The sequence below is a fragment of the Pseudarthrobacter sulfonivorans genome (assembly GCF_014712225.1).
Classification (GTDB): domain Bacteria; phylum Actinomycetota; class Actinomycetes; order Actinomycetales; family Micrococcaceae; genus Arthrobacter; species Arthrobacter sulfonivorans.
The window spans coordinates 167,621-191,042 of sequence record NZ_JACXBW010000005.1 but is presented as its reverse complement, the minus strand read 5'-3'; the positions used below and the strand labels follow the sequence as shown (position 1 = coordinate 191,042).

At 65.5% G+C, this 23,422-nt stretch carries 19 protein-coding genes; 7 read left to right on the top strand and 12 right to left on the bottom strand.

Annotated features, from left to right (window positions below; translation table 11 throughout):
• Positions 1 to 129 precede the first annotated feature (129 nt).
• The 3 genes from IAQ70_RS08695 to IAQ70_RS08685 all read left to right on the top strand — a co-directional run bounded on the left by IAQ70_RS08695 (position 130) and on the right by IAQ70_RS08685 (position 2,913).
• Positions 130 to 1,566 carry an amino acid ABC transporter substrate-binding protein/permease gene (locus tag IAQ70_RS08695; RefSeq protein WP_190988995.1) on the top strand — a complete coding sequence of 479 codons (1,437 nt, stop codon included), beginning with the start codon at positions 130 to 132 and terminating at the stop codon, positions 1,564 to 1,566.
• Complete coding sequence (locus tag IAQ70_RS08690) at positions 1,563 to 2,312, top strand: amino acid ABC transporter ATP-binding protein (RefSeq protein WP_190988907.1); 750 nt, start codon at positions 1,563 to 1,565, stop codon at positions 2,310 to 2,312. The genes IAQ70_RS08695 and IAQ70_RS08690 overlap by 4 nt, the downstream gene beginning before the upstream one ends.
• Before the next feature lie 79 nt (positions 2,313 to 2,391).
• Entirely contained in the window at positions 2,392 to 2,913 is a 522-nt protein-coding gene (locus IAQ70_RS08685) for a GNAT family N-acetyltransferase (protein ID WP_190988906.1), read from the top strand.
• Between the two features lie 326 nt (positions 2,914 to 3,239).
• Here the strand turns inward: IAQ70_RS08685 and IAQ70_RS08680 are convergent, their stop codons facing one another.
• Together IAQ70_RS08680 and glnA are read right to left on the bottom strand one after the other, a co-directional pair.
• Positions 3,240 to 3,983 carry a polysaccharide deacetylase family protein gene (locus IAQ70_RS08680; RefSeq protein ID WP_223859579.1) on the bottom strand — a complete coding sequence of 248 codons (744 nt, stop codon included), beginning with the start codon at positions 3,981 to 3,983 and terminating at the stop codon, positions 3,240 to 3,242.
• A 344-nt stretch (positions 3,984 to 4,327) separates the two neighbouring features.
• Positions 4,328 to 5,752 (bottom strand): type I glutamate--ammonia ligase, encoded by a 1,425-nt coding sequence (gene glnA, locus IAQ70_RS08675; protein ID WP_190988905.1) that lies wholly within the window; start codon positions 5,750 to 5,752, stop codon positions 4,328 to 4,330.
• A 261-nt stretch (positions 5,753 to 6,013) separates the two neighbouring features.
• Here glnA and IAQ70_RS08670 point away from each other — a divergent pair, with 261 nt between their 5' ends.
• On the top strand, positions 6,014 to 6,451 hold the full coding sequence (locus tag IAQ70_RS08670) for an RDD family protein (RefSeq protein WP_190988904.1): 438 nt from the start codon (positions 6,014 to 6,016) through the stop codon (positions 6,449 to 6,451).
• 21 nt (positions 6,452 to 6,472) lie between these two features.
• On the opposite strand, the gene IAQ70_RS08665 is transcribed toward IAQ70_RS08670, so the two are convergent.
• The 4 genes from IAQ70_RS08665 to lipB all read right to left on the bottom strand — a co-directional run bounded on the left by IAQ70_RS08665 (position 6,473) and on the right by lipB (position 9,444).
• Complete coding sequence (locus IAQ70_RS08665; RefSeq protein ID WP_190988993.1) at positions 6,473 to 6,823, bottom strand: DUF3817 domain-containing protein; 351 nt, start codon at positions 6,821 to 6,823, stop codon at positions 6,473 to 6,475.
• Positions 6,824 to 6,930: 107 nt separating this feature from the next.
• Entirely contained in the window at positions 6,931 to 7,683 is a 753-nt protein-coding gene (locus IAQ70_RS08660) for a DUF4191 domain-containing protein (RefSeq protein ID WP_190988903.1), read from the bottom strand.
• 88 nt (positions 7,684 to 7,771) lie between these two features.
• A complete protein-coding gene (gene lipA, locus IAQ70_RS08655) occupies positions 7,772 to 8,779 on the bottom strand; it encodes a lipoyl synthase (protein WP_190988902.1) in 1,008 nt (335 codons plus the stop codon).
• Positions 8,776 to 9,444, bottom strand: coding sequence for a lipoyl(octanoyl) transferase LipB (gene lipB, locus IAQ70_RS08650; protein ID WP_190988901.1), 669 nt, complete (start codon positions 9,442 to 9,444; stop codon positions 8,776 to 8,778). The genes lipA and lipB overlap by 4 nt, the downstream gene beginning before the upstream one ends.
• Positions 9,445 to 9,581: 137 nt before the next feature.
• Between lipB and IAQ70_RS08645 the strand changes: the two genes are divergently transcribed.
• Complete coding sequence (locus tag IAQ70_RS08645) at positions 9,582 to 11,519, top strand: serine/threonine protein kinase (protein WP_190988900.1); 1,938 nt, start codon at positions 9,582 to 9,584, stop codon at positions 11,517 to 11,519.
• 2 nt (positions 11,520 to 11,521) lie between these two features.
• On the opposite strand, the gene IAQ70_RS08640 is transcribed toward IAQ70_RS08645, so the two are convergent.
• On the bottom strand, positions 11,522 to 12,412 hold the full coding sequence (locus IAQ70_RS08640; RefSeq protein WP_190988992.1) for a TIGR01777 family oxidoreductase: 891 nt from the start codon (positions 12,410 to 12,412) through the stop codon (positions 11,522 to 11,524).
• 82 nt (positions 12,413 to 12,494) lie between these two features.
• On the opposite strand from IAQ70_RS08640, the gene IAQ70_RS08635 reads away from it, so the two are divergent.
• Positions 12,495 to 16,019: a S41 family peptidase gene (locus IAQ70_RS08635; RefSeq protein ID WP_190988899.1), complete on the top strand. Its 3,525-nt coding sequence runs from the start codon at positions 12,495 to 12,497 to the stop codon at positions 16,017 to 16,019.
• Positions 16,020 to 16,120: 101 nt separating this feature from the next.
• On the opposite strand, the gene IAQ70_RS08630 is transcribed toward IAQ70_RS08635, so the two are convergent.
• The 5 genes from IAQ70_RS08630 to IAQ70_RS08610 form a co-directional block, all read right to left on the bottom strand.
• Positions 16,121 to 16,549 (bottom strand): OsmC family protein, encoded by a 429-nt coding sequence (locus IAQ70_RS08630; protein WP_190988898.1) that lies wholly within the window; start codon positions 16,547 to 16,549, stop codon positions 16,121 to 16,123.
• A 193-nt stretch (positions 16,550 to 16,742) separates the two neighbouring features.
• Positions 16,743 to 17,093 carry a hypothetical protein gene (locus IAQ70_RS08625; RefSeq protein ID WP_190988897.1) on the bottom strand — a complete coding sequence of 117 codons (351 nt, stop codon included), beginning with the start codon at positions 17,091 to 17,093 and terminating at the stop codon, positions 16,743 to 16,745.
• Between the two features lie 98 nt (positions 17,094 to 17,191).
• Positions 17,192 to 18,934, bottom strand: coding sequence for a 2-oxoglutarate dehydrogenase, E2 component, dihydrolipoamide succinyltransferase (gene sucB / locus IAQ70_RS08620; protein WP_190988896.1), 1,743 nt, complete (start codon positions 18,932 to 18,934; stop codon positions 17,192 to 17,194).
• 123 nt (positions 18,935 to 19,057) lie between these two features.
• A complete protein-coding gene (gene lpdA / locus IAQ70_RS08615; RefSeq protein ID WP_190988895.1) occupies positions 19,058 to 20,440 on the bottom strand; it encodes a dihydrolipoyl dehydrogenase in 1,383 nt (460 codons plus the stop codon).
• 248 nt (positions 20,441 to 20,688) lie between these two features.
• Positions 20,689 to 22,212, bottom strand: a complete 1,524-nt coding sequence (locus IAQ70_RS08610) for a leucyl aminopeptidase (RefSeq protein ID WP_190988894.1) — start codon at positions 22,210 to 22,212, stop codon at positions 20,689 to 20,691.
• Between the two features lie 254 nt (positions 22,213 to 22,466).
• On the opposite strand from IAQ70_RS08610, the gene IAQ70_RS08605 reads away from it, so the two are divergent.
• Positions 22,467 to 23,405, top strand: a complete 939-nt coding sequence (locus IAQ70_RS08605; protein ID WP_190988893.1) for a proteasome assembly chaperone family protein — start codon at positions 22,467 to 22,469, stop codon at positions 23,403 to 23,405.
• Positions 23,406 to 23,422: the final 17 nt, after the last annotated feature.

Sequence of the window (23,422 nt, the reverse complement as noted above, 5' to 3'; positions counted from 1 at the left end):
TTTGCCGGTCCAAGGACCGGCCGCCGCACTTTACCTAGGGGTTGTTAGAACTTGTCCAGACTCCAGCAGACCGGGGCCGTCAGGCACCGGACGGCCACAGTCATCGGAGCGTTGCTGGCTATTGCCGCCATGTTCTTCGGTGCCGTCGGCGCCTCGGCCGCGCCGGCACACGCCACCGCGGCCACCATCGGTTCAGCGCCGGCCACCGCGTCGACGAGCCTCTCGGGCAAGACCTTTGTCATTGGCACGGACACCACATTCGCCCCGTTCGAGTTCCGCGATGCCGGCGGTGACCTGACCGGCATCGACATGGACATCATCCAGGAGATCGCGAAGAAGCAGGGATTCGCCGTCGAGATCAAGTCGCTCGGCTTCAACGCCGCACTCCAGGCGCTCTCCTCCAACCAGGTGGACGGTGTGATCGCCGGAATGTCCATCACCGAGCCCCGCAAGCAGATTTACGATTTCTCCGACCCCTATTTCGAGTCGGGCGTCCAGATGGCCGTCGCCAAGTCCAACTCGGACATTAAGGGTTACGAGGACCTCAAGGGCAAGACGGTCACGGCCAAGACCGGCAGCGAGGGCGAAACCTTCGCCAAGTCCATCGCGGACAAGTACGGCTTCACGGTCAAGTCCCTGGACCAGTCCGCCACCATGTACGAGCTCGTGAAGTCCGGGAACGCTGTCGCCGTCTTCGACGACTACCCGGTCCTGGCGTACGGCATCAGCCAGAACAACGGGCTGAAGGCCGTGACAGAGAAGGAGAAGGGTGGCTCCTACGGCTTCGCCGTCAACAAGGGCCAGAACCCGGAATTGCTGCAGGCCTTTAACACTGGCTTGGGGGAGCTGAAGTCCACCGGCAAATACCAGGAAATTCTGGACAAGTACCTCAAGGACCCGACCCAGGCTACCCCGTCCAGCTTCTGGGACCTGCTGGTCAATAGCTTCCCCGCGCTCATGAAGGGACTTGGCAACACCGTGCTGGTGACGGCCATCTCCTTCGCGATCGCCATGCTGATCGGTCTCTTCATGGGTTTCCTGAAGATCTCCACCAGCGTGCTGCTCCGTGGCATTGCGACGACCTTTGTCAGCGTCTTCCGCGGAACCCCGTTGCTGGTGTGGGCTTTCTTCTTCTACTTCGGCGTCCCGCAGCTGACCGGCCAGCCGATCGACATCTGGGTGGCGGGCGTGCTGACCCTGAGCCTCAACTCAGGTGCCTACATCACGGAAATCGTCCGCGGATCCATCCAGTCCGTGGACCCGGGCCAGCTCGAAGCCAGCCGCAGCCTGGGCCTCGGCTACGCCAAGTCCATGCAGAAGGTCGTTGTCCCGCAGGCCTTCAAAATCATGACGCCCTCCCTGATCAACCAGCTGATCATCATGCTCAAGGACAGCTCGCTGCTGCTCGCCATCGGCTTCGCCGAACTCCTCTACCAAGGCCAGCAGATCTACGCCGGGAACTTCCGGATTACCGAAACGCTGCTGATTGTGGCTGTTCTGTACTTCGTGGTGATCATGCTCTTGACCAAACTGGCCAACGTGGCAGATAAGAGGTTCAACAAATGAGCACAGCAGTAAGTGCCGCCAGCAAGATCTCGGTCAGGGACCTCAAGAAGTCCTTCGGGGCGCATGAGGTCCTCAAAGGCATCAACGCGGAGGTTGCGGAAGGCGAGGTGGTTTGCGTGATCGGTCCCTCCGGCTCAGGCAAATCCACATTCCTGCGCTGCCTGAACAAGCTCGAGGACATCACCGCCGGCCACGTCACCGTGGATGGTTTCGACGTGTCGGATCCCAAAGTGGACATCAACGAGGTTCGCCGCCACATCGGCATGGTCTTCCAGCACTTCAACCTTTTTCCTCACATGTCCGTTATTGAGAACATCATGCTGGCACCGGTGGAATCGAAGAAGCAGGGCAAGGACGAGGCCCGGGCAAACGCCCTGAAGCTGCTGGAACGTGTCGGACTGGCCGAGAAAGCCGACTCCCGGCCGGCGTCGCTGTCCGGCGGCCAAAAGCAGCGCGTGGCGATCGCCAGGGCGCTGGCCATGAACCCGGACATCATGCTTTTCGATGAAGCTACATCCGCGCTCGACCCCGAGATGGTGGGCGAGGTGCTGCAGGTCATCAAGGACCTGGCTGCCGAAGGCATGACCATGGTATTGGTGACGCATGAAATGGGCTTCGCCCGCGAGGTCGCCGACCGTGTGCTTTTCATGGCGGACGGTGTCATCTGCGAGCAGGGGAAGCCGGAGCAGCTGTTCGGAAACCCGCAGCAACAGCGGACCCAGGACTTCCTGTCCAAGGTTCTTTGATCCTGAGACCGGTACGGGACGGCCCGCTCCGGCGTGCGCGGGAGCGAGGACACGGCAATGCGTTGGGCAGGCTACTGTGATGCCTGAAAACGTGTGGCTGCTGCCGCTGAAGGATGTCGACGACGACGCCCGCGCCGTGAAGCTGGGGGAGATTGCCGAACTCGAAGTCACCGCCGACCAGCGGAGCTACGTGGATGAACCCCTGCGCATGGCACTTGTGGGCTTGGAAGAGGATAGCCGGCATCCTTACGCCATTGACTCCAACGGGATCGCCGTCGGTATCCTGACACTGCAGACAGGCGCGGCAACCCTCGCCGGCTGGCCGGATGACGAATCCGCCTGGTTGCTGCGCGGGTTCGCGATCGACCGTCGGCACCAGGGAAGGGGACTGGGGCGGCTCGCGGCGGCCGCGGCAGTGGCGGCAGCCGCGCAACTGACAGCGAGGCACGGCGGCGGTCAGGCCGGCGTCGTACTTTCAGTCAATGAGGGCAACCCTGCCGGCCTGGCCGCCTACCGGAACGCAGGATTCGTGGACAAGGGACAATACCTGGGCGGGAGTTCCGGGCCCCAACGGATCATGTTCCGCGCCTTCAGGGGATAATTCGGCCAGACACGCAGCCACAACATTGCCTCCGGGCGCACATTGACCCATCATGTGGGTGGCGGTGTTCTTCAGTCCTTGTTGGGGGGAAGGCTTGAAAGTCTTCGTCCGGGGGAGCACATGTCAGGGGGCTGGCTCTTGGTCTCAGCACGTCTGGAGCCAGCCTCCACCTTTCGCCAAACCTGCCGGATTAAAAGAAGTCCGCCCGGACGGCTCAGCATGGATGCCGGCTCTCCGGGCGGACTTCGTCGGACTGAAGTGTGCCGGGATATTTGTGCCCTTGAGAAGGCCTGCCGCGCGGACTAAGCCGGCGGCCGGGCGAGGGCCTAGGGTGCTACCACGACGGCCGGTGAGCCCTCGTTGAGCGGGTTGGCCCTGGTGGAGGGGGCGACCACCCCGAACTCGTAGCCCTTCGCCCGCAGTGCGTCGATGGTTTTGGCCAGGTAGGTCCACTGCGACGAGGGGCAGGACAGGACGTCCTCGGCGTCATGGAGCAGGATGATCGCGCCGGGTGCCGCCTCGTCCATCACATACTTCTGAACGCCGGCCGCGCCGGGGCACTCAAAGTCACCGGGCTGGCCGATATGCCAGCGCCAGAGGATTCCGCCGGTCATGCCGATGGTCTTGATGTAGTTCAGGGAGTAGGAGGTGCTGTTGCCGAACGGGAAGCGCATGAGCTTGGGCGCCTCGCCGGTGGCGGCCTTGATGGCGTTGTTGGTGCGGTCGATCTGCTGCTTCTGCGCCGCTTGGGTGATGTCGGGGAAGTTGGCGTGGTCCCAGGAGTGGTTTCCGATGACATGGCCCTCGGCCTTGATCCGGCGGACGAGGTCGGGGTACTGCTGGGCGTGGGAGCCCTCGAGGAAGAACGTCGCCTTGACGCCTTTCTGCTTGAGGACGTCCAGGACGAACGCGGTGCGCTGGGGCGAGGGCCCGTCGTCGAAGGTCAGGCCAATCAGCGGTTTGTCGGCGGCCTGGGCCGCCACGGCGGGGCCGCCGGCCAGCAAGGCGAAGGCCAAGCTCGCGGCGGCCAGGGCCGTTACGGCAATCTTGCTCCTTGTCATGGTGCTCATCTTCCCTTCTCAAGGATGTCCACACTTTGCTAGGTGAGCACCTTACGGCGCCCGCTGAGGCGCTGTAAATAGCCAATTGCTCGGCATGGCACCGCGGGGGACCCGGCAATTTACCGGCGCCGACCACATGGGCCACACCCGGTGCATGTGGCCCACAAGGGAGAGCACGCGGGCGGCCGTCGGGGGCGCGGCGGCGGCAGGCTGACCTGCGGTTTCGCCGATCCGGCCGGGCGAATCCGGCCACAGCAAAGGCCGGCCCCGGGTGGTGCAGGGGACCGGCCTTGCTGTAACTCGATTTTTTCGGACTGTCTGCGGGCTACGGCCGCTCTTGCCGCGAAATAATGCTAGACGCCGTAGTAGAGCTCGAACTCGTACGGGTTCGGGCGCAGGGACAGCGGGCGGATCTCGTACTCGTACTTGTACTCGATCCAGGTGTCGATCAGGTCCTGGGTGAACACGCCACCGGCCTGCAGGAACTCATTGTCCTCGCGGAGTGCCTCGAGGGCCTCTTCCAGGCTGCCCGGAGCCTTGGGGATGTCCTTGGCTTCCTCGGCGGGGAGCTCGTAGAGGTCCTTGTCGATGGGGGCGGGCGGTTCGATGCGGTTGCGGATGCCGTCAATGCCGGCCATCAGCTGGGCAGCGAAGGCCAGGTACGGGTTGGAGGACGGGTCGGGAGCGCGGAATTCGATGCGCTTGGCCTTCGGGTTGGAACCCGTGATCGGGATGCGGATACCGGCGGAGCGGTTGCCCTGCGAGTAAACCATGTTGACCGGGGCTTCGAAACCCTTGACCAGGCGGCGGTACGAGTTCACCGTCGGGTTGGTGAAGGCCAGCACTGCGTCGGAGTGCTTCAGCAGGCCGCCGATGTACCAGCGTGCCATGTCGGACAGGCCGGCGTAGCCCTTTTCGTCGTAGAACAGCGGTTCGCCGTTGGTCCACAGCGACTGGTGGCAGTGCATGCCCGAGCCGTTGTCACCGAAGACCGGCTTCGGCATGAAAGTCACGGACTTGCCCCAGGCATCGGCCGTGTTCTTGATGACGTACTTGAACTTCTGCAGGTCATCAGCCGCGTGGGTCAGGGTGGTGAACTTGTAGTTGATTTCAGCCTGGCCGGCGGAGCCCACCTCGTGGTGGCTGCGCTCGACCTCAAGGCCGGCCTCGTCCAGGGCAATACACATGGCGTCGCGGAGGTCCGCCTGCTTGTCGGTGGGGGAAACCGGGAAGTAGCCGCCCTTGACGGGGGTCTTGTAGCCGAGGTTTCCGCCTTCTTCTTCGCGACCGGAGTTCCAGTGCGCTTCTTCGGAGTCGATCTTGTAGAAGCTGCCCTCGGGGGAGGACTGGTACTGGACGTTGTCGAAGACGAAGAATTCGGCCTCGGGAGCAAAGAATGCGGTGTCGGCGATGCCGGTGGAGGCGAGGTAGGCCTCAGCCTTTTCGGCCACGCCGCGGGGGTCGCGGTGGTACGGGTCGCCGGTGCGCGGGTTCACGATGGAGAAGTTCAGCGCGAGGGTCTTTTCCATGCGGAAAGTGTCCAGGAATGCTGTGGTGACGTCAGGGATCAGCTGCATGTCCGATTCGGCGATGCCCTGGAAACCGCGAATGGAGGAACCGTCGAAGAGTTGGCCGTTGACGAAGAAATCAGCGTCGACGCTCTTGGCCGGCACGTTGAAGTGCTGCTGGACGCCGGGGAGGTCGGTGAAGCGGATATCGACGAATTTGACATCCTCGTCCTTGATGAACTTGAGGACTTCGTCCGCATTCTTGAACATCTATGCTCCTATCGCATATGTAAATATCTGGCTGCAAGCCGTCTGGTCCAGCGCAATCCGAAGGGCAGGGAAACAGTGTTCCCCTGCTCGGGCCATTGCTTGAAACTGCTACCAACCTTATGGACATGTCATTTCCCGACAGTGTCCGTATTGTTTCGCGCAGGTTACAGAATGCCCCGCTCACGCAACGCTATCGGGCGACCACACTGCGGTCCAGCGGCTTCCACGCTGTGAACGGTGACGAGTCGGTAGGATTGGACGGTGGTAGATCGCAACGACATTGGCTCCTGGCTCACCGGACCGGACACTTCCGGCATCTCCAAATATCCGGGGGAGCGGCTGGGGCTGCCCGAATCCGGACCCGGTTCCATCGCCCGTGCGGGACGGCGAATTGTGGCCATCGTGCTGGATTGGGGACTGGCCCTGCTGATCAGCAACTTCGCGTTCGGCGGTGACTCCTGGGCCACCCTGGCCGTATTCGCCGTGGAGCAGATGCTGCTCGTCGGCACCCTCGGCTACAGCATCGGCCACCGGATAGTGGGGATCCACGTTCTCCGCCTGGGCGGGGCTCCGGCGGGCCCGCTGGCCGGGTTGGTGCGGTCGTTGCTCCTGTGCCTGGTCATTCCGGCCGTGATCTTCGACCCGGACCACCGCGGCCTGCACGACAAAGCCATGAACACGGTCCTGGTGCGGCGGTAGAATCTCCCGCCCGGGGCGGTCCTAGACGCCTGCGGGTTCCTTGACTTCTGCGGTGCGTGCTGAGTTGTCGGTGAGGTGACCGCGCTTCCCGGCCCAGCGTTCGAAGGCGATGGTCGCGAACGGGAAGACCGCTGATACCCCGGCAAACAGCGCCACGACGAACGGCCAGCGCTGGAACCGCCACAGCGCGAGGGCTGCCACTCCGTAGCCAACGAACAGTGCGCCGTGAATGGGTCCGGCGATCTCTACGCCCAGCTCGGTGGTCTTGGCGATCCACTTGAAATACATGCCGATCAGCAGGGCCGCCCAGCTGAACGCCTCGGCGACCGCCAGGATCCGGAAGGTACGGATAACAACAGTCTTCAGCGGCATTTTCATGGGCTTCTCCGATCTCACGATGCGTTGGCGCGCCGGTTGGCGCCACAAAAAAGACCGCCCCGGTGCCCAGCCTGAGCCGGATCCGGGGCGGTTTTAGGTTCTTAGCGTCCGCGGTTGGGACGCGCTTTGTAGGGGTCGATTCCCTTGGGGATGGGGAGGCGGTTGCCCAAAGACGAGATGCGCTTGGACACTGCGTTCACCTCGAGCTTTGTCAGTTCGTTCTTCAGTTTGCCCATCTTCTTGGCAACCTGGCTGATGGGCACCTGGCCCTCCCCGCGGCCGCTCTCGATCACATGGACCGTGACGTTCGGGAGGATGCGCGCCAGTCGCTTGCGCTCCGCATCGAGCAGCGGCTTGACGCGGACGGTGGGGCCTTCGCTGACAAGGACGACGCCGGGACGGCCGATGGCGCGGAACACGGCATCCTGGGTGCGCGGGTTGACGGCAACGGGCTGGTCTTCGGTGACCCAGCCCCGCTTGAGCGTGCCCAGGGCCGCACCTGAAGCGCCGGGCTGGTTCTCGATCTGCGCGAACGCCGCGCGCTCCGCCCGCCGGGACAGGATCAGGGTGGCACCGAGGAGGCCCAGCGGAATGCCGATCAGCAAGCCCGTGATCCAGTTCTCCAGCCAGAAGCCAACCAGGAAGCTGATGGCCACAACGCCAAGGAAGACCAGCAGCATCAGCCACGGAACCATGGGGTCGTGGCGGCGGGTCATGTTGAAGACTTCGCCGATCTGCTTGAGCCGGCTGGGCTTCTTGACCTTCGCTTCTTTTGGCTTGCGCGAGAAGAGGCCACGCTTCGGGGCGCCGTCGGCCGCCGGTGCAGTGTTACTGGAATCAGGGGATTTCGCCATAGTGCCTCAATTCTACGTGATTTATGACTGAGGGCCGGACGCCGGACGTTGTCCGGTGCCGGCCCTCAGGGCACAACTAATTTGCTGCTCAGGATCGTGCCGCGAGCAGTGAGCTGGCTTCCTGGCGGGTGCTGCCGGAGGACTCGATGTGGGCGAGTTCGGCGGGGATTTCCCAGCCCTTCTTGCGCATCGCGGTGGCCCAGAGCCGGCCGGCACGGTAGGAGGAGCGGACCAGCGGGCCACTCATGACGCCGAGGAAGCCGAGTTCGTTGGCCTCGTTCTGGAGGTCCACGAACTCCTGCGGCTTGACCCAGCGGTCCACCGGCAGGTGCCGCTCGGACGGGCGCAGGTACTGGGTGATGGTGATCAGGTCACAGCCGGCCTCGTGCAGGTCCTTCAGGGCTTCGGAGATTTCCTCGCGGGTCTCGCCCATGCCCAGGATCAGGTTGGACTTGGTCACCATGCCCAGGGCCCGGCCCTGCGTGATGACATCCAGGGACCGCTCGTACCGGAACGCGGGCCGGATCCGCTTGAAGATCCGCGGCACGGTCTCGACGTTGTGTGCGAAGACCTCGGGCTTGGAATCGCAGATCGCCGCGATGTGCTCGGGCTTGCCGGAGAAATCCGGGATCAGGAGTTCCACGCCGGTGCCGGGGTTTAGCTCGTGGATCTTCCGGACCGTCTCGGCGTACAGCCACACGCCCTCGTCGGCGAGGTCGTCACGGGCCACGCCGGTGACGGTGGCGTAGCGCAGCTGCATGGCCTGGACCGAGCGGGCCACCTTGGTGGGTTCGAACATGTCCACCGGGGAGGGCTTGCCGGTATCGATCTGGCAGAAATCACAGCGCCGGGTGCATTCGGAGCCGCCGATCAGGAACGTGGCTTCCTTGTCTTCCCAGCACTCGAAGATGTTCGGGCAGCCGGCCTCTTCACAGACCGTGTGAAGTCCCTCTTTTTTGACCAGGTTCTTGAGCTGGACGTACTCAGGACCCATCTGGACCTTGGCCTTGATCCACTCCGGCTTCCGCTCCACGGGTACAGCGGAGTTGCGCTGCTCAACGCGCAGCAGCTTCCGGCCTTCTGGTGCCAATGTCACAGGAGCGCTCCTTCGGGGTTTGAAACGAGTGCTTCTTCGTGTTTGCGGAACTCGTCCATAAACCGGTCTGCTATGTCACTCGGATTGATTGTTCTGCCGGCTTCGATGGACATCGTGGTGACGCCGGCGTCGGGAATACCGCAGGCAATGATCTGCGCGTAGGGAGCCAGGTCGTTGTTGCAGTTGATGGCCACGCCGTGCATGGTGACCCCGTCCAGGACGCGGATGCCGATGGCGGCAATCTTCCGGTCCGGGCCTTTGCTGTCCGCGGTGATCCACACTCCGGCGCGTCCCTTGATGCGCTCGGCGTTGATGCCGTAGTCAGCCATGACGGCGATCATGACGGCCTCGAGCCGCTCAACGTAGTCGCGGATGCCCGACCGGTTCTTCAGTTTGAGAATGGGATAGGCGATCAGCTGGCCCGGGCCATGCCAGGTCAGCTTGCCGCCGCGGTCCACAGGGATCACGGGGGTTCCGTCCAGCGGGCGCTCGTGCTCTTCGGTGAGCTTGCCGGCGGTGTAGACGGCGGCGTGCTCAAGGATCAGGACCGTGCTGGGTGCCTCGGCTGCGACCACCTTGGCGTGGATTTCGCGCTGCAGGTCCCAGCCCCGTGTGTACTCGACCAAGTCGGGGGCGAGACCCACCTGTGAAAACTCAAGAGTCATGGCATCCAGCTTAGACCCCGGTCCCTGAGGGGTCCGATATAAGTGGCGCACCTCTCATGCTGCCCGGGCCGGACCAGGACGTCCACTGCCTGTGGATAACTTCTGCGCGCCTTCCGGGATTCCGCTAGACATGACTCATGGATCATTTCACTGCTCCGGTGGTTCCGGGTTTCCTGGTGGGACGCATGTTGGGCCGCGGCGGAAGCTCAACAGTGTGGCTGGTGACCGAGGAAAGGACCGGCCGGGAGTTTGCGCTGAAATGCCTCGGCAACCGGAGTATGGAGGCCTTCGAAGGCAGCGGGGGAACGGGCGCGGTTGACGCCGGACCGGCCGCCGTCGCCGCCGACGAGGACGACGTCCGCCGTGAGATCCGGATCCTGTCGGTGCTGGACCATCAGCATCTGATCAAGGCCCACGACGCCGTCCGCTTCGCGCGGCTTCCGAAAGAGCGAGGGACGGCGGAAGCCGGCAGCCACGGGATTGGCCTACTGCTGGATTACGCGCCCGGCGGCTCCCTGGCAGACCTGGTTGGCAGCCGCCGTCAACTCCCCGTTGGCGAGACTGTCACCGTGTTGACCCCCATCGCCCAGGTGCTGGGTTACCTGCATGCCAAGGGGTTTACGCACGGCGACGTCTCGCCCGGAAATGTCCTGTTCACGGCGCACGGCAAACCGATGCTTGCCGACGTCGGTATTGCCAGGATGGTGGGAGACGCATCGGCGGTGGCGGACCATGGCACGGCCGGCTTTATGGACCCGGCACCGGTGGATGCGGTCCGGGCCGGGCTGCAGCCGGAACGTGATGTTTATTCGGTGGCAGCCCTGGGGTGGTACTGCCTGACCGGTGAGCCGCCGCGGCGGACCGCGGACCGCGCACCGCTATCGCTCCTGCTCCCGGAGGTGCCGCCCGAGCTGACGGCAGCCCTCGAGGCCGGCCTGAATGAGGACCGTCGGCTGCGGCCCACGGCCGTTGAGCTAGCGACGGCGATCTACCGCTGCGCGCCGCCCTTGCCGATAGACCTCGCGTCCTCTGTCCACGCCACCGTCATCCCGCAGCTGCTGACCCGGCGTCGCGCTCCGGAGCATCCTGACAGTGTTGCCCGGAACGGCCTGCGGGCCTGGCGCAGAAAAATCTCGACGTCGCGCTGGTCCGGACTCATCGGAGTTCGGCAGGCACTCCCTTTCCCGGCCGAGCAGGAGGCACCTGAGCCGCGACCGCCCAGTTCAGACGCGGCTCTCCCTGCCAGACTGCCCCTGACCGCAGGAGCGGAACAGTGCACGCCGCTCGGCAAGCACGCCCGGCAGCCGGGGACCGGGCTGCGGGTTCCGGACACGGCTCCGGAACCCTCACCTCCGGACACGCCTCCGGAACCCTCGCCTCCACAAGGCTCGGGGCGGCAGCGCTCCGGTCCCAGAGGACGGGGCAGTCAGGTGCCGAAGGCGGTGCACAGGCGGGGGACCGTTGTGCTGGCCGCGGGCGCTGCTGCCGTGGTGGCAGGTGTCATCTGGACGGCCGGCGCCTTCGGGCCGGGCGGACCGTTCGCAAATCTGGCCGGCTTCGAAGGGCCGGCCGCCGGCAGCGACTCGGCCCACGCGGCGCGGAACGGTTCCGATCCGGACCCGTCCCGGCAGGCGGCGGGGGGAACCGACGACACCGGGATTCCGGCTGCCGTCGCGGCGCGGCTGGGTTCTAGGGACCCGGCCGAGGCAGTCCACGGGCTTGCTGCCGTCCGCTCATTGGCGTTCAGCTCGGGCCGGCTGGAGCTCCTGGACCTTGTTAACGCCCCGGGGTCCGCGGCGGCCGCCACCGATGCACGCCTCAAGGACGAGCTCCAGGGATCCGGTCACGTCCTCGCGGGCTTCACCAGCACAGTTTCCGGTGTCCAGGTTCAGCCGGGAAGTTCAGCCGGCCAGGCGATAGTGGGCGTCACTTCGGCGACATCGCCGTACGTGGAACAGGACAGCTCCGGCGCGATGGTGGCCGCCGGTGCCGCCGGCACTGAACAGGCCCTTCGGCTCGTTCTGGTTACCCTGGATGGGCAATGGCGGATTACGGATATCCTCCCAGGCTCCTGACGCTAGCGTCCGGCAACCCAGGCTGCGGCCTGATCAAGGGAGGGATGCTGCCACCGGAAACCTGCTGCCTTCAGGACAGCCGGCTCCATCCGCTTGCCGGACAGCAGGAGTTCGTCGGCCATCTTGCCCATGACCAGCCGGAGTGCCGGTGCCGGCACCCGGAAAAAGGCCGGACGGTGCAGCGCTGAGGCCAGCGCCGCGATCAATGAGTTCATGTCCGTTTCCTGGGGGGCGCACACATTCACCGGGCCGTGAATGTCCGAGCGCGCCAGAAACTCAAGAGCGGCGCTGATATCCGGCAAAGTAATCCAGGGCCAGTACTGCCTGCCATTGCCCAGCGGACCGCCCACGCCGAGCCGAAGCAGCGGCAACAGCCGTCCCATCGAGCCGCCTGAGCGGCTGAGGACAACTCCGGAACGGGTGGTGACTACGCGGACGCCGGCTGGGGCCCGGTGGGCGGCGGCCTCCCACTCCACGCAGATTTGGGCGAGGATGCCGGAACCCGGCGAGGCGTCTTCGCGAAGCTCCGCAGACCCCGAATCGCCGTAAAAATCAGCCCCGGACTGGCTGATAAAGGCCCGCGGCGGGTCATCGAGCTTGCCCATGGCCTCAACCAGGGTGTGCGTTGCCCTTAGCCGTGAACTGAGCAACTCCTTGATCCGGGCGCTGGTCCACGGACGGTCGCCTATCCCGGCGCCGGACAGGTTGATCACCGCGTCAGCGCTGGCCAGCGCCGCCGGGTCCAGGCTGTGGGCTGCAGGATCCCACTGGATTTCAGTGGGCGAGGAGGGTTTGCGGCGGACCAGGGTAACCACCTCATGGCCGGCTCCGCGCAGCGTTGCGGACAACTGTGTCCCGATCAGCCCGGAGGCTCCGGCTATGACGATGTGCATGATCCATCTCACCACGACCCAACCTTTGACGGAACCGCCGTACCTCCCCGGGACGTCAGCGGGGGTTGACTATGATCGAACGATGACTTCTTCGAGCTACTTCCGATTTCCGCATGTCCACGGCGATCTGGTCACGTTTGTTGCAGAGGACGACGTCTGGATCGCGCCGTTCAGCGGTGGCCGGGCGTGGCGTGTTTCGTCACTGCAGTTGCCCGCACGCAACCCGCGCTTCACGCCGGACGGCAAACGGCTGGTCTGGACTGTGATCCAAGGGACAGCCCCGGAAGTTGTTTCGGCCGAGGTCGACGGCGGTGGGTACCGTCAGTTGACTTATTTCGGCCACGGCACCACCAAGGTCAAGGGTTTTACCGCCGCGGGTGACGTAGTGGTGACCAGCGCCTTCCGCCAGGCCGAAAGCCGGCACACCTACGCGTACAGCCTGCCCGTTGAGGGCGGCTGGGCCGAAGAGCTCCCCTTCGGTCCCGTGGAGTCCGTGGCCTTTGGCCCGGAGGTCGGCGACGAACGGCCGGTTGTCCTGGCCAGCGTGCTCTCCCGGGAGCCAGCCTGGTGGAAGCGCTACCGTGGGGGAACCGCCGGCAAACTGTGGATTGATGCTGACGGGAACGGCGAGTTCGAACGCCTGGTTCCCGAACTGGACGGAAACCTCACCGACCCGATGTGGGTCAAGGGGCGGGTCGCGTTCCTCTCCGACCACGAAGGGTTTGGAAACCTCTACTCGGTGCTTCCCGGCGGCGGTGACCTGCGCCGTCACACGGACCATGAGGACTTCTACGTCAGGCACGCCGCCAGCGACGGCGAACGCGTGGTCTTCGAATCCGCAGGCGAGCTCTGGGTCCTCCATGACCTGTCCTCGGAGGCTGTCCGACTCGACATCACCTTGGGCTCGGCGTCGCAGTCGCGGCGCCCGGGCCTGCTGAAGGCCGCCAAGCACCTGGGTGAGGTGGTCCCGGACGCGAGCGGATCCGCCAGCGCCGTCGAGGCCCACGGCACCGTCCACTGGATCCGGCACAAGGACGGACCTTCCCGTATCGTCGAAGCCACCCCCGGAGTCCGGGCGCGGCTGCCCAGACCGCTCGACGGCGGACGGCTCGCCTACGTTGCCGACCACGAGGGTGTGGAGGCCATCTACATCAGGGAAATCGCCGCCGACGTTGCCGCACCTCAGGGTGCCGTCGCGGCAGCGGCCGCACCCGCGGTTCCTGCCGCTGCGGTGACCACCCGTGATGCAGCCGCACCGGAGGAACTGGCCCCGCCGCTTCCCAGCCCGGTTCCGGCCGCCGGCCCGGCCGGCGTGGTGACTGCCGACGTCGTGATCCCCGACGACGCCCCCTCCAACGAAGCCGTCCCCGCTGCGGCCGGGACTAACCCCGATGCCGGTGCTGCCGACGGCGAAACCGGCGCTGCACCGAGCGACGCGCCGGGCCACGGCGCGTCCCGCATCGCCTTTCCGAAGCCGTCGCGCGCCAGCGCCATGGAAGCAAGCCCGGACGGCAAGTGGCTTGCCGTGGGGACCTCCTTCGGCGACGTGTACGTTGCCAACGCGGCCACGGGGGAGCTGTCACCGGTCACCAGCATCGGTGAGGGCACCATCGCGGAGCTGGCATGGTCGCCGGATTCACAGTGGCTAGCCTGGTCTGAACCGGTCACGTCGTTCGGCTCCCGGAGCCGGCTGCGGCTGGCACGTGTGGCGGAGCCGGGCAAGGGAATTGTTGAGGTCACGGACGGACGCTTCTGCGACCAATCGCCGAGTTTCACGCCGGACGGGAAGTTCCTGGCGTTCCTGTCCAACCGCAGCTTTGACCCGGTCTACGACGGACACTCGTTCGACCTTTCGTTCCCCAGCCCCATCAAGCCCTACCTCGTAGCACTCGCGGCGGCCACGCCGTCGCCCTTTGGTCCGGCTGTCGACCTGGCGCCGGCCGCCAGCGCGGACCAAAAGACCGACGAGGCAGGAGCAGCCCCGGTGCAGGTGGATCCGGAAGGGCTCGCGCACCGCGTCATCACCGTCCCGGTACCGCAGGGCAACTACACCGCGCTGACAGCCACGGACGGTGCATTGCTGTGGCTCGACTGGGCTCTCGCAGGCGTCACGGGCGACGGCAAGGCCAGCCGGGAAGACAAGGACGCGCGCCCCAGCCTGGTCCGCTTCGACCTCGCACGGCGCAAGCCCGCCACGCTCGTTGAGGCTTTGGACAGCTACCGGCTCTCCCAAGACGGCCAAAAGGTAGTGCTGATCAGCGACAAGCAGGTCAGCGTTGTTCCTTCCGCCGCCAAGGCGGACGAGGAAGCCGGGCAGCTGGTCAAGGTTGATCTGGGCCGGATCCGCGTGATGATGGACCCCGTCAGCGTCTGGGGCCAGGCCTTTGACGAGGCCTGGCGCCTGCAGCGTGATTTCTTCTGGGCGGAGGACATGGCCGGCCAGGACTGGGAATCGATCCACAAGCGGTACCGTCCGCTGGTGGACAGGCTGGGTTCGCATGACGACCTGGTGGACCTGCTCTGGGAACTGCACGGGGAGCTGGGCACGTCCCACGCCTACGTCAGGCCCGCAATGGTCACGGAAAACGGCAGCAACGGCCAGGGACGGCTGGGCGCTGACCTGGCCTCCACCCCTGCGGGCTGGGAGATCACGCGCATCCTGGCGGGAGAGTCGTCCGATCCGCTGGCCACCTCGCCGCTGACCCGCCCGGGTGCTGCCGCCATGGCCGGGGACGTGCTCCTCGCCATTGACGGCGTACCGTTGTCCGGCACGGTGACACCGGCGATGCAGCTGGTCGGCGCAGCCGGGCGCGCCGTGGAGCTTACGCTGCGCAACGGCCCCGGCCACGGAGCCGAAGCAGGGAAGCAGCGGCGCATCGCCGTCGTCCCGGTCAAGGACGAGGAGCGCCTGCGGTACCAGGAGTGGGTGGCAGCGAACCGCCGGACTGTCCGGGAGGCATCGGGCGGACGCTACGGGTATCTCCACATCCCGGACATGATGGCCAACGGCTGGGCCCAGCTGCACCGTGACCTGGACACCGAAACGGCCCTCGACGGGCTGATTGTGGACGTCCGGCGCAACCGCGGCGGCCACACATCGCAGCTGGTGGCCGAGCTGATCGGCCGTAAGGTCACCGGCTGGAGCATGCCGCGCGGGGAACGCCCGCGAACGTACCCGCATCACGCCCCGCGGGGTCCGGTGATCATCCTCGCCGACGAGTTTGCCGGGTCCGACGGCGATATCATCACCCAGGTGTCCAAGCTGCGGGGCATCGGGCCTGTCATCGGCACGCGGACCTGGGGCGGGGTGGTGGGCATCGATAACAGGTTCTCGCTGGCCGACGGCACCGGCGTCACCCAGCCGCGCTACGCCACCTGGTTCGGCGGTGGAGTGGGCTGGTCCGTCGAAAACTACGGCGTGGATCCCGACATCGAGGTCACGTATCCGCCGCACGCTTACGCGGCCGGGCGGGACCCGCAGCTGGAATACGGTATCGGCGCGCTGAGGGAAATGATCGAGGAACTGCCCACCGACCGTCCGCCGGCCCGTGAAGGCTACCGCCGCCTGCTGCCCGGGCCGCTCCCGGCCCGCCGTCACGGCGGCTGACGGCGTCGCAGCACAGACACAAGGCCCTGCTCCCATCCGGTCATCCGGCGGGGGCAGGGCCTTTTGTCGCGGTTCAGCGGCGTTTTACGCCGCCGGGCAGATCAGGACTGGAGGGTCGCTTCCATGGTGATCTCGATGCTGGCGAGTGCGCCGGAAACGGGGCAGCCCGTCTTGGCCTCGCCTGCGATGCGCTGGAATTCCTCTTCGGAGAGGCCAGGGACCTTCGCGGACACGGTCAAGTGGCTGCCGGTGATGCCGGTGCCAGGAACGAAGGTGACGTCCGCTTTGGTGTTTACTTCCTCGGGGGCGTGGCCCGCCTGGGCGAGCATGTTGCTGAATGCCATCGAGAAACAGCTCGCGTGGGCTGCTGCGATCAGTTCTTCGGGGCTGGTCTTGCCCTCGGCGGCCTCGGTGCGCGCCTTCCAGGTGACGTCAAACGTGCCCAGGCCGGAGCTGTCCAGCGTGGTCTGACCCGCCCCTGACATCAGGTCGCCGTTCCATACTGTGTGTGCGGTGCGTGTTGCTGCCATGTCCACTCCTCAAAGTCGATACGAACCGGGGCCGGCCGTTGCCGCCCCCGCCGGTTCCCATCCTAGGGATTCGTCTGCACGCATGCACGGAGTGTCCGCTCTCAGAGGATTATGACCGCATGCGGTGATTAAACCTCGACGGCGGCGCTCCCCCATGAGGGGAGGGCCGCCGTCGTGGGTGGTGCTTGGGTGATCAGTTCCAGAGCGTGGCGACTGCGATGTTGATAAGTGCCATCCCGCCAACGCCGTGTGCCAGGCCTTTGGAGACGCCCGCACCGGAAGTGGCCTTGCGGTACCCGATGACGGCGGCGACTAGCACAACGACGGCGATCACCAGTTTGACCGCGATCTTGCCGTAGTTCAGGGGATCATGGGTGGCGCCCGCGATTCCTGCGAGTGCCAGTCCGGTAACTAACTGCGCAATGGCGCCGTACAGCTGCACCGGCAGGACGGTGGGCTTCTTGAAGGTGGCGAACCAGCCACCGACGATCGCGGCGGCGCCCAGGATGTGCAGGAAGACCAGGAAGTATTTGAGAATGTCCATGCCTTCAGCTTAGCGACAAGCTGTCGGTAAACGCCGCAGGGCACCCTCCCTTGCGGGAAGGTGCCCTGCATTGACCCGGTCTCTGTCGGGTAATGGCGTTACAGGCCCAGTTCTGCCTCGAAGGCGCCTTCTTCAAGGCGTGCCTTCAGGGTCTGGAGGAAGCGGCCTGCGTCAGCGCCGTCCACCAGGCGGTGATCGTAGGTCAGCGACAGGTACATCATGGAGCGGATGGCGATGGAGTCGTCGCCGTTTTCATCGGCCACCACTACGGCGCGCTTGACGATCGCACCGGTCCCGAGGATGGCGACGTTCGGCTGGTTGATGACCGGGGTGTCGAAGAGTGCCCCGACGCTGCCGATGTTGGTGATGGAGAACGTGCCGCCGGACAGTTCGTCAGGACCGATTTTGCCCTGGCGCGTACGGGAGGCGACGTCGGCGATCTTCCCGGCGATGCCGCCAAGGTTCAGGTCGCCGGCGTTGGAGATCACGGGAACCAGGAGGCCCTTTTCGGTGTCCACCGCAATCGCCAGGTGCTCGGCGTTGTGGTAGGTGATCTGCTGGGTTTCCTCGTTGTACTCGGCGTTCAGCTTCGGGTGCTGCTTCAGGGCCTCGGCTACAGCCTTGGCGATGAACGGCAGGTAAGTCAGCTTCACGCCGTTGGTGGCAAGGAAGTTATCCTTGCCTGCGGTCCGCAGCTTGACGATGCGGGTCATGTCGACCTCGTGCACCTGGGTCAGCTGGGCGGAAAGGTCCAGCGACTCACGCATGCGGCGGGCGATGACCTGGCGGATGCGGGGAGCCTTCTCCGTGGTCCCGCGGAGGGAGGAAGCAACCACAGGAGCGGCGGACGGCTTTGCCGCGGCGGCGGCAGGAGCTGCTGCCGGGGCGGCCTTGGCTTCTGCGGCCGCGAGAACGTCCTGCTTGCGGATGCGGCCACCGACGCCGGTGCCGGACAGTGCGGAGACGTCAACACCGTGCTGGTTGGCCAGCTTGCGGACCAGGGGGGTGACGTAGCCGGACTCGCCGCCGGCGGACTCTGCAGCCTGCGCCGGTGCGGCAGCGGGGGCAGCCGCTTCTGCCTTCGGTGCTGCGGGAGCCGGAGCCGCTTCTGCCTTCGGTGCCGCGGGGGCGGCCGGGGCGGGGGCAGGCGCAGCAGCAGGTGCTGCAGGCTCGGCCTTGGGTGCTGCGGGTGCAGCCGGGGCTGCAGCCGCAGGGGCTGCCGCGCCGGAGCCGATGACGGCGAGGACGGCGCCAACCTCGGCAGTCTCGTCCTCGTTGACCCGGATTTCCTGGAGCGTGCCGGCAACAGGGGAGGGGATCTCGGTGTCAACCTTGTCGGTGGAAACCTCGAGCAGCGGCTCATCGACGGCGACGGTGTCGCCCACGGCCTTCAGCCAGCGCGTGACGGTTCCTTCGGTGACGCTTTCGCCCAGGGCAGGCAGGGTGACGTCGTGGCTTTCGCCGCCGGAAGCGGCCGGGGCCTCTGCGGCAGGAGCTTCCTCAGCCTGTGCGGCGGGAGCCTCCTCTGCCGGTGCTTCTTCTGCCGGCGCGGCAGGGGCTTCTTCTGCGGCGGGTGCTGCTGCGGGGGCTGACCCGCCGCCGGAACCGTCACCGATGCGGACCAGGGGAGCGCCTACTTCGGCGGTCTCGTCTTCGGCTACGAGGATTTCCTCGATAATGCCGGCTACTGGAGAGGGGATTTCAGTGTCTACTTTGTCGGTGGAAACCTCGAGCAGCGGTTCGTCCACCTCTACCCGGTCACCTACCTGCTTGAGCCAGCGGGTGACGGTTCCTTCGGTGACACTCTCACCGAGGGCGGGCAAGTTAACGGATTCAGACATGTCGTCCCCGTTCTCCTTATTGATCTTTAGTGCGGATGATTGCTGCCTGTTCGAGCTTAGTGCACCCGGCAGAATGAGCCGGGTGCACCAAACCCTGATGTCTTGCGGTGAAACGGGGGGCTGTTAGCCGTGCAGGGCCTTGCCCGCGAGTGCGAGGTGGGCCTCGCCCAGGGACTCGTTCTGGGTGGGGTGGGCGTGGACCAGTGCGGCCACGTCCTCGGGGTAGGCTTCCCAGTTCACGATCAGCTGCGCTTCACCGATCTGCTCGCCCATGCGGGCGCCGATCATGTGTACGCCCACAACGGGGCCGTCCTTCTGGCGGACCAGCTTGACCAGGCCGCTGGTGCCCAGGATGGAGCTCTTGCCGTTTCCGGCCAGGTTGTACTCCTGCGTTTCCACCTGGTCCTCGCCGAACTTCTCCTTGGCGGCCTTCTCGCTGTAGCCGACGGTGGCGATTTCGGGTTCCGAGTAGGTGACCTTGGGGATGTTGACGTCCTCGACGATGACGGGCTTCAGGCCTGCGATTTCCTCGGCGACGAAGATTCCCTGCTGGTAGCCGCGGTGGGCCAGCTGGACGCCGGGGACGATGTCGCCGACGGCGTAGACGTTGCCAACGCCGGTGTGCAGGCGCTCGTTGGTGATGACGAAGCCGCGGTCAATGGTGACGCCGGCTTCCTCGTAGCCCAGGTTGGCGGTGACGGGGCCGCGGCCCACAGCAACGAGGAGCAGGTCCGCTTCGAAGGTCTTGCCGTCCACCAGGGTGACCTTGACGCCGTCGTTGTTCTGCTCGACGCCCTGGAAGAACACACCGGTGGAGAACTTGATGCCGCGCTTCTTGAAGGCGCGCTCGAAGTTCTTCACGATCGTTGCGTCCTCGTTCGGGACCAGCGAGGGCAGGCCCTCAACGATGGTGACGTCGACGCCGAAGGACTTCCACACCGAAGCGAACTCGACGCCGATGACGCCGCCGCCCAGGATGATGGCGCTCTTCGGGATGTAATCCATGGTGAGGGCTTCGTCGGAGGTGATGACCTTGCCGCCGATTTCCAGGCCCGGCAGAGTGCGCGAGTAGGAGCCGGTGGCGAGCACAATGTTCTTGCCCTTGTAGGCCGTGCCGTTGACCGTGACAGTGTCCGGGGCGGTCAGCTTGCCTTCGCCTTCGATGACCGTGATGCCCTTGGACTTGATCAGGCCCTGGAGGCCCTTGAACTTGCCGGCAACGATTCCGTCTTTGTAAGCGTTGACAGCCGTGATGTCGATGCTGTCCAGGGTGACATTCACGCCGTACTTTGCGGAGTCGCGGGCGTGGTCGGCCAGCTCAGCGGAGTGCAGCAGGGCCTTGGTGGGGATACAGCCGTTGTGCAGGCATGTTCCACCGAGCTTGCCTTTTTCAACGAGACCAACGGTGAAGCCAAGCTGAACGGCCCGCAGGGCGGTGGCGTAGCCGCCGCTTCCGCCGCCGAGTACCAGGATGTCGAATTCTTGCGCAGTTGCCTGATCGGCCACTTAGACGCTCCCTCGCGTGAACGATGACGCGAGCTTTGCGCATCATCTGGTCTTGGAACTTGTACTGCCGTGATTATGCCAGCAGGCAGGTTCTCTTTCATTTGTGACTACCGTGGTTTACCTTAGCGAACCACTTATCCATGCTCCACCTCGCCGCTGCGTTTGTGGAGCGCTTGTGTCCAGTGTCACGCGGCTATGTGCCCGACGGATCACGCCGGCACAAAGCCGCGTCACAGACCGGAACGTGGTCAGGCTGCCGCGAGGACATCCTCCACGTAGGCCACCAGGGTCCTGACAGTGCAGCCGGTGGCCTGCTTGTGGGTGTAGCCGTACGGGCTGCCGTTGTTAAAGGACGGGCCGGCAATGTCGATGTGGGCCCAGGGGATCTGTTCCCCGTCCTTGCCCTTGCCCACGAACTCGCGCAGGAAGACCGCAGCGGTCATCATGCCGCCGTGCCGTTCGCCGATGTTGGCCAGGTCCGCCACCTGCGAGTCGATGCTCGGGCGCAGCTCCTCGGGCAGCGGCATGGGCCACACCAGTTCGCCGGCGCGGTCGGCGGCGGCCTTGAGCGGGGCGGTGACGCTGTCCGAGCCCATGACCCCCGCTGTGCGGTTTCCGAGGGCAATAAGCTGCGCGCCGGTGAGCGTGGCGACGTCGATGATGGCATCCGGGTATTCGCGGCTGGCTGCGACGATGCCGTCCGCCATGACCAGGCGGCCTTCGGCGTCGGTGTTCAGCACCTCAACGGTCTTGCCGCCGAACATGGTGAGGACGTCGGCGGGGCGGGATGCCGCACCACCGGGCATGTTTTCGGCGATGCACAGCCAGGCGGTTGCCTTGACGGGCAGGCCAAGACGCGCAATTGCCAGCACAGTGTTAAGTACGACGGCGGCGCCCGCCATATCGCTCTTCATGTCACCCATGCCGAGGGCCGGCTTCAAGGAAATGCCGCCGGTGTCGAAAGTGATTCCCTTCCCGACGAGGGCGATCTTCTTTGTCGCTTTTGCGGGGGAGTACTCCACTTTCACCAGGCGCGGCTGGCGGGTGGAGCCCTTGCCCACGCCCATGATGCCGCCGAAGCCTTCCTTCTCCAGACGCTTCTCATCCCAGACCGTCACCTTGATGGGCAGGCCCTTGGCCAGTTCCTTCGCGGCCTCGGCGAATGATTCGGGGTAGAGATGGCTTGGCGGCTGGTTGACCAGCGATCGCGTGGCGTTAACTGCCTGGCCGATCAGGCCCGCGCGCTTCAACGCTGCGCTGAGTTCGTCGCCTGACGCCACGTCCGTGTAGATCACCGCGTTGCGGACCGGATCCTTCAGTCCATCGCTGGTGGACCTGTGCTCGGTGAAGGCGTAAGCGCCCAGTGCGGCACCCTCGGCGACTGCCGCAACGTCGGCGACTCCCGTCGTCGGGAACGCCAAGACAACGGTGGGCAGTCCGGCCAACTGGCGGACGGCGGAACCGGCAGCGCGCCTGAGTGCTTCTTCGGACAGCGGCTGGCCGGCCGCGACCTTGCCCACGCCTGCCAGGACAAGCACGCCGGCTCCGGTTTCAGGCAGGCCGGGAAGCCTGACCGCCTGATCGGCGGCCCCCGTGATCCCCAGGACCTTAAGGGAATCAGTCAGCGCCTCGGCTGACTTGGCGGTCAGCGGGTTCTCGAGCAGCACGGGGCCGTCGGTGCCCTGTCCCACGCCGATGACAACGGCGTCACTGCTGGCCCTCTTCAGGTCCTTGGCGAGGGTACTAAGGTTGATTTCAGTATTCTTGACCACGGGGTAAAGTCCTCAATTCTCGAAAAGGCTGTTCGCGCAGGAATGGATGTCTGGCGCTGGCCATGGAAATCGTCCGGTCGCGACGTGGCCGGGGTGCCGGCTTAGCCCGTCCGGCAGGCCACTTGTCGATCGTAGCCCTTGGTGGCCGCGGGAGCGGAATCTCCTGAGACCTGCGCCACACCCGCGAACGGAATGCCGGGGGGACCGGCAGCGTTGTACAAATTACCCACCCGAATCCTGGAAAGGAAGACGCTGTGCTTGAACGGATTTCCGGCTCACTGCTGGACCCCGATGCGCTCTACGCGAGCAACATCGAGCTGTTCCACAGCCCGGCGCTCCGCGGGCTGAACCTGGTGATGGGTTTCACCGGCTTTGCCGACGCCGGCCACGTGGTGAAGCAGATCAACGCGGAGCTGCTGGACACCCTCGATGCTGAAACGGTGGCAGTGTTCGATGCCGACCAGCTCATCGATTACCGGTCGCGACGGCCCCACATCTCCTTCGTCGAAGACCATCTGCAGGACTACCAGGCGCCGAAGCTGGCTCTGTACAAACTCAAGGACGGGCTCGGCAACGCGTTCCTGCTGCTGGCAGGGTTCGAACCCGACCTGCAGTGGGAGCGGTTCGCACGCGCGGTTGTCGGCATTGTGGAGAAGCTCGATGTGAACCTCGTGACCTGGATCCACTCCATCCCCATGCCCGTGCCGCACACCCGGCCTGTGGGGGTCACCGTCCATGGCAACCGCCCTGAACTTATCGAGGGCATCTCCGTCTGGAAGCCCACGGTGGACGTCCCGGCAGCGGTGGGCCACATTTTGGAACTGCGGCTCGTGGACGCCGGACGCAACGTTGCAGGGTACGTGATCCACGTCCCGCACTACCTGGCCGAAGCGGAATACCCCACCGCCGCAGTTGCCGGACTCGAATTCCTGGGCGCCGCCACGTCCCTGATGCTTCCCACCGACAGGCTGCGCGAAGCAGGCCGGGAAGTGGCCCGCCAGATCGGCGAGCAGGTGGAAGCCTCTGAAGACGTCCGGCAGGTGGTCTCCCGGCTCGAGGAACGGTACGACGAAAAGGCCGACGGCACCGTGCGGCGCTCACTCCTGGCGGATGAGAACGACGAACTGCCGAACGGGGATGAACTGGGCGCCGCCGTCGAGGCGTACCTCGCCCGCGAGAACCCGGGCCTCTAGCCTGTCCGGCTGCCGTC

What these genes read in the sequence shown, in the direction of transcription:
- IAQ70_RS08695 (WP_190988995.1), top strand. Translation starts at nt 130, where the DNA reads ATGTTCTTCGGTGCCGTCGGCGCCTCGGCCGCGCCGGCACACGCCACC.
- IAQ70_RS08690 (WP_190988907.1), top strand. Translation starts at nt 1,563, where the DNA reads ATGAGCACAGCAGTAAGTGCCGCCAGCAAGATCTCGGTCAGGGACCTC.
- IAQ70_RS08685 (WP_190988906.1), top strand. Translation starts at nt 2,392, where the DNA reads ATGCCTGAAAACGTGTGGCTGCTGCCGCTGAAGGATGTCGACGACGAC.
- IAQ70_RS08680 (WP_223859579.1), bottom strand. Translation starts at nt 3,983, where the DNA reads ATGAGCACCATGACAAGGAGCAAGATTGCCGTAACGGCCCTGGCCGCC.
- glnA (WP_190988905.1), bottom strand. Translation starts at nt 5,752, where the DNA reads ATGTTCAAGAATGCGGACGAAGTCCTCAAGTTCATCAAGGACGAGGAT.
- IAQ70_RS08665 (WP_190988993.1), bottom strand. Translation starts at nt 6,823, where the DNA reads ATGCCGCTGAAGACTGTTGTTATCCGTACCTTCCGGATCCTGGCGGTC.
- IAQ70_RS08660 (WP_190988903.1), bottom strand. Translation starts at nt 7,683, where the DNA reads ATGGCGAAATCCCCTGATTCCAGTAACACTGCACCGGCGGCCGACGGC.
- lipB (WP_190988901.1), bottom strand. Translation starts at nt 9,444, where the DNA reads ATGACTCTTGAGTTTTCACAGGTGGGTCTCGCCCCCGACTTGGTCGAG.
- IAQ70_RS08645 (WP_190988900.1), top strand. Translation starts at nt 9,582, where the DNA reads ATGGATCATTTCACTGCTCCGGTGGTTCCGGGTTTCCTGGTGGGACGC.
- IAQ70_RS08640 (WP_190988992.1), bottom strand. Translation starts at nt 12,412, where the DNA reads ATGCACATCGTCATAGCCGGAGCCTCCGGGCTGATCGGGACACAGTTG.
- IAQ70_RS08635 (WP_190988899.1), top strand. Translation starts at nt 12,495, where the DNA reads ATGACTTCTTCGAGCTACTTCCGATTTCCGCATGTCCACGGCGATCTG.
- IAQ70_RS08630 (WP_190988898.1), bottom strand. Translation starts at nt 16,549, where the DNA reads ATGGCAGCAACACGCACCGCACACACAGTATGGAACGGCGACCTGATG.
- IAQ70_RS08625 (WP_190988897.1), bottom strand. Translation starts at nt 17,093, where the DNA reads ATGGACATTCTCAAATACTTCCTGGTCTTCCTGCACATCCTGGGCGCC.
- sucB (WP_190988896.1), bottom strand. Translation starts at nt 18,934, where the DNA reads ATGTCTGAATCCGTTAACTTGCCCGCCCTCGGTGAGAGTGTCACCGAA.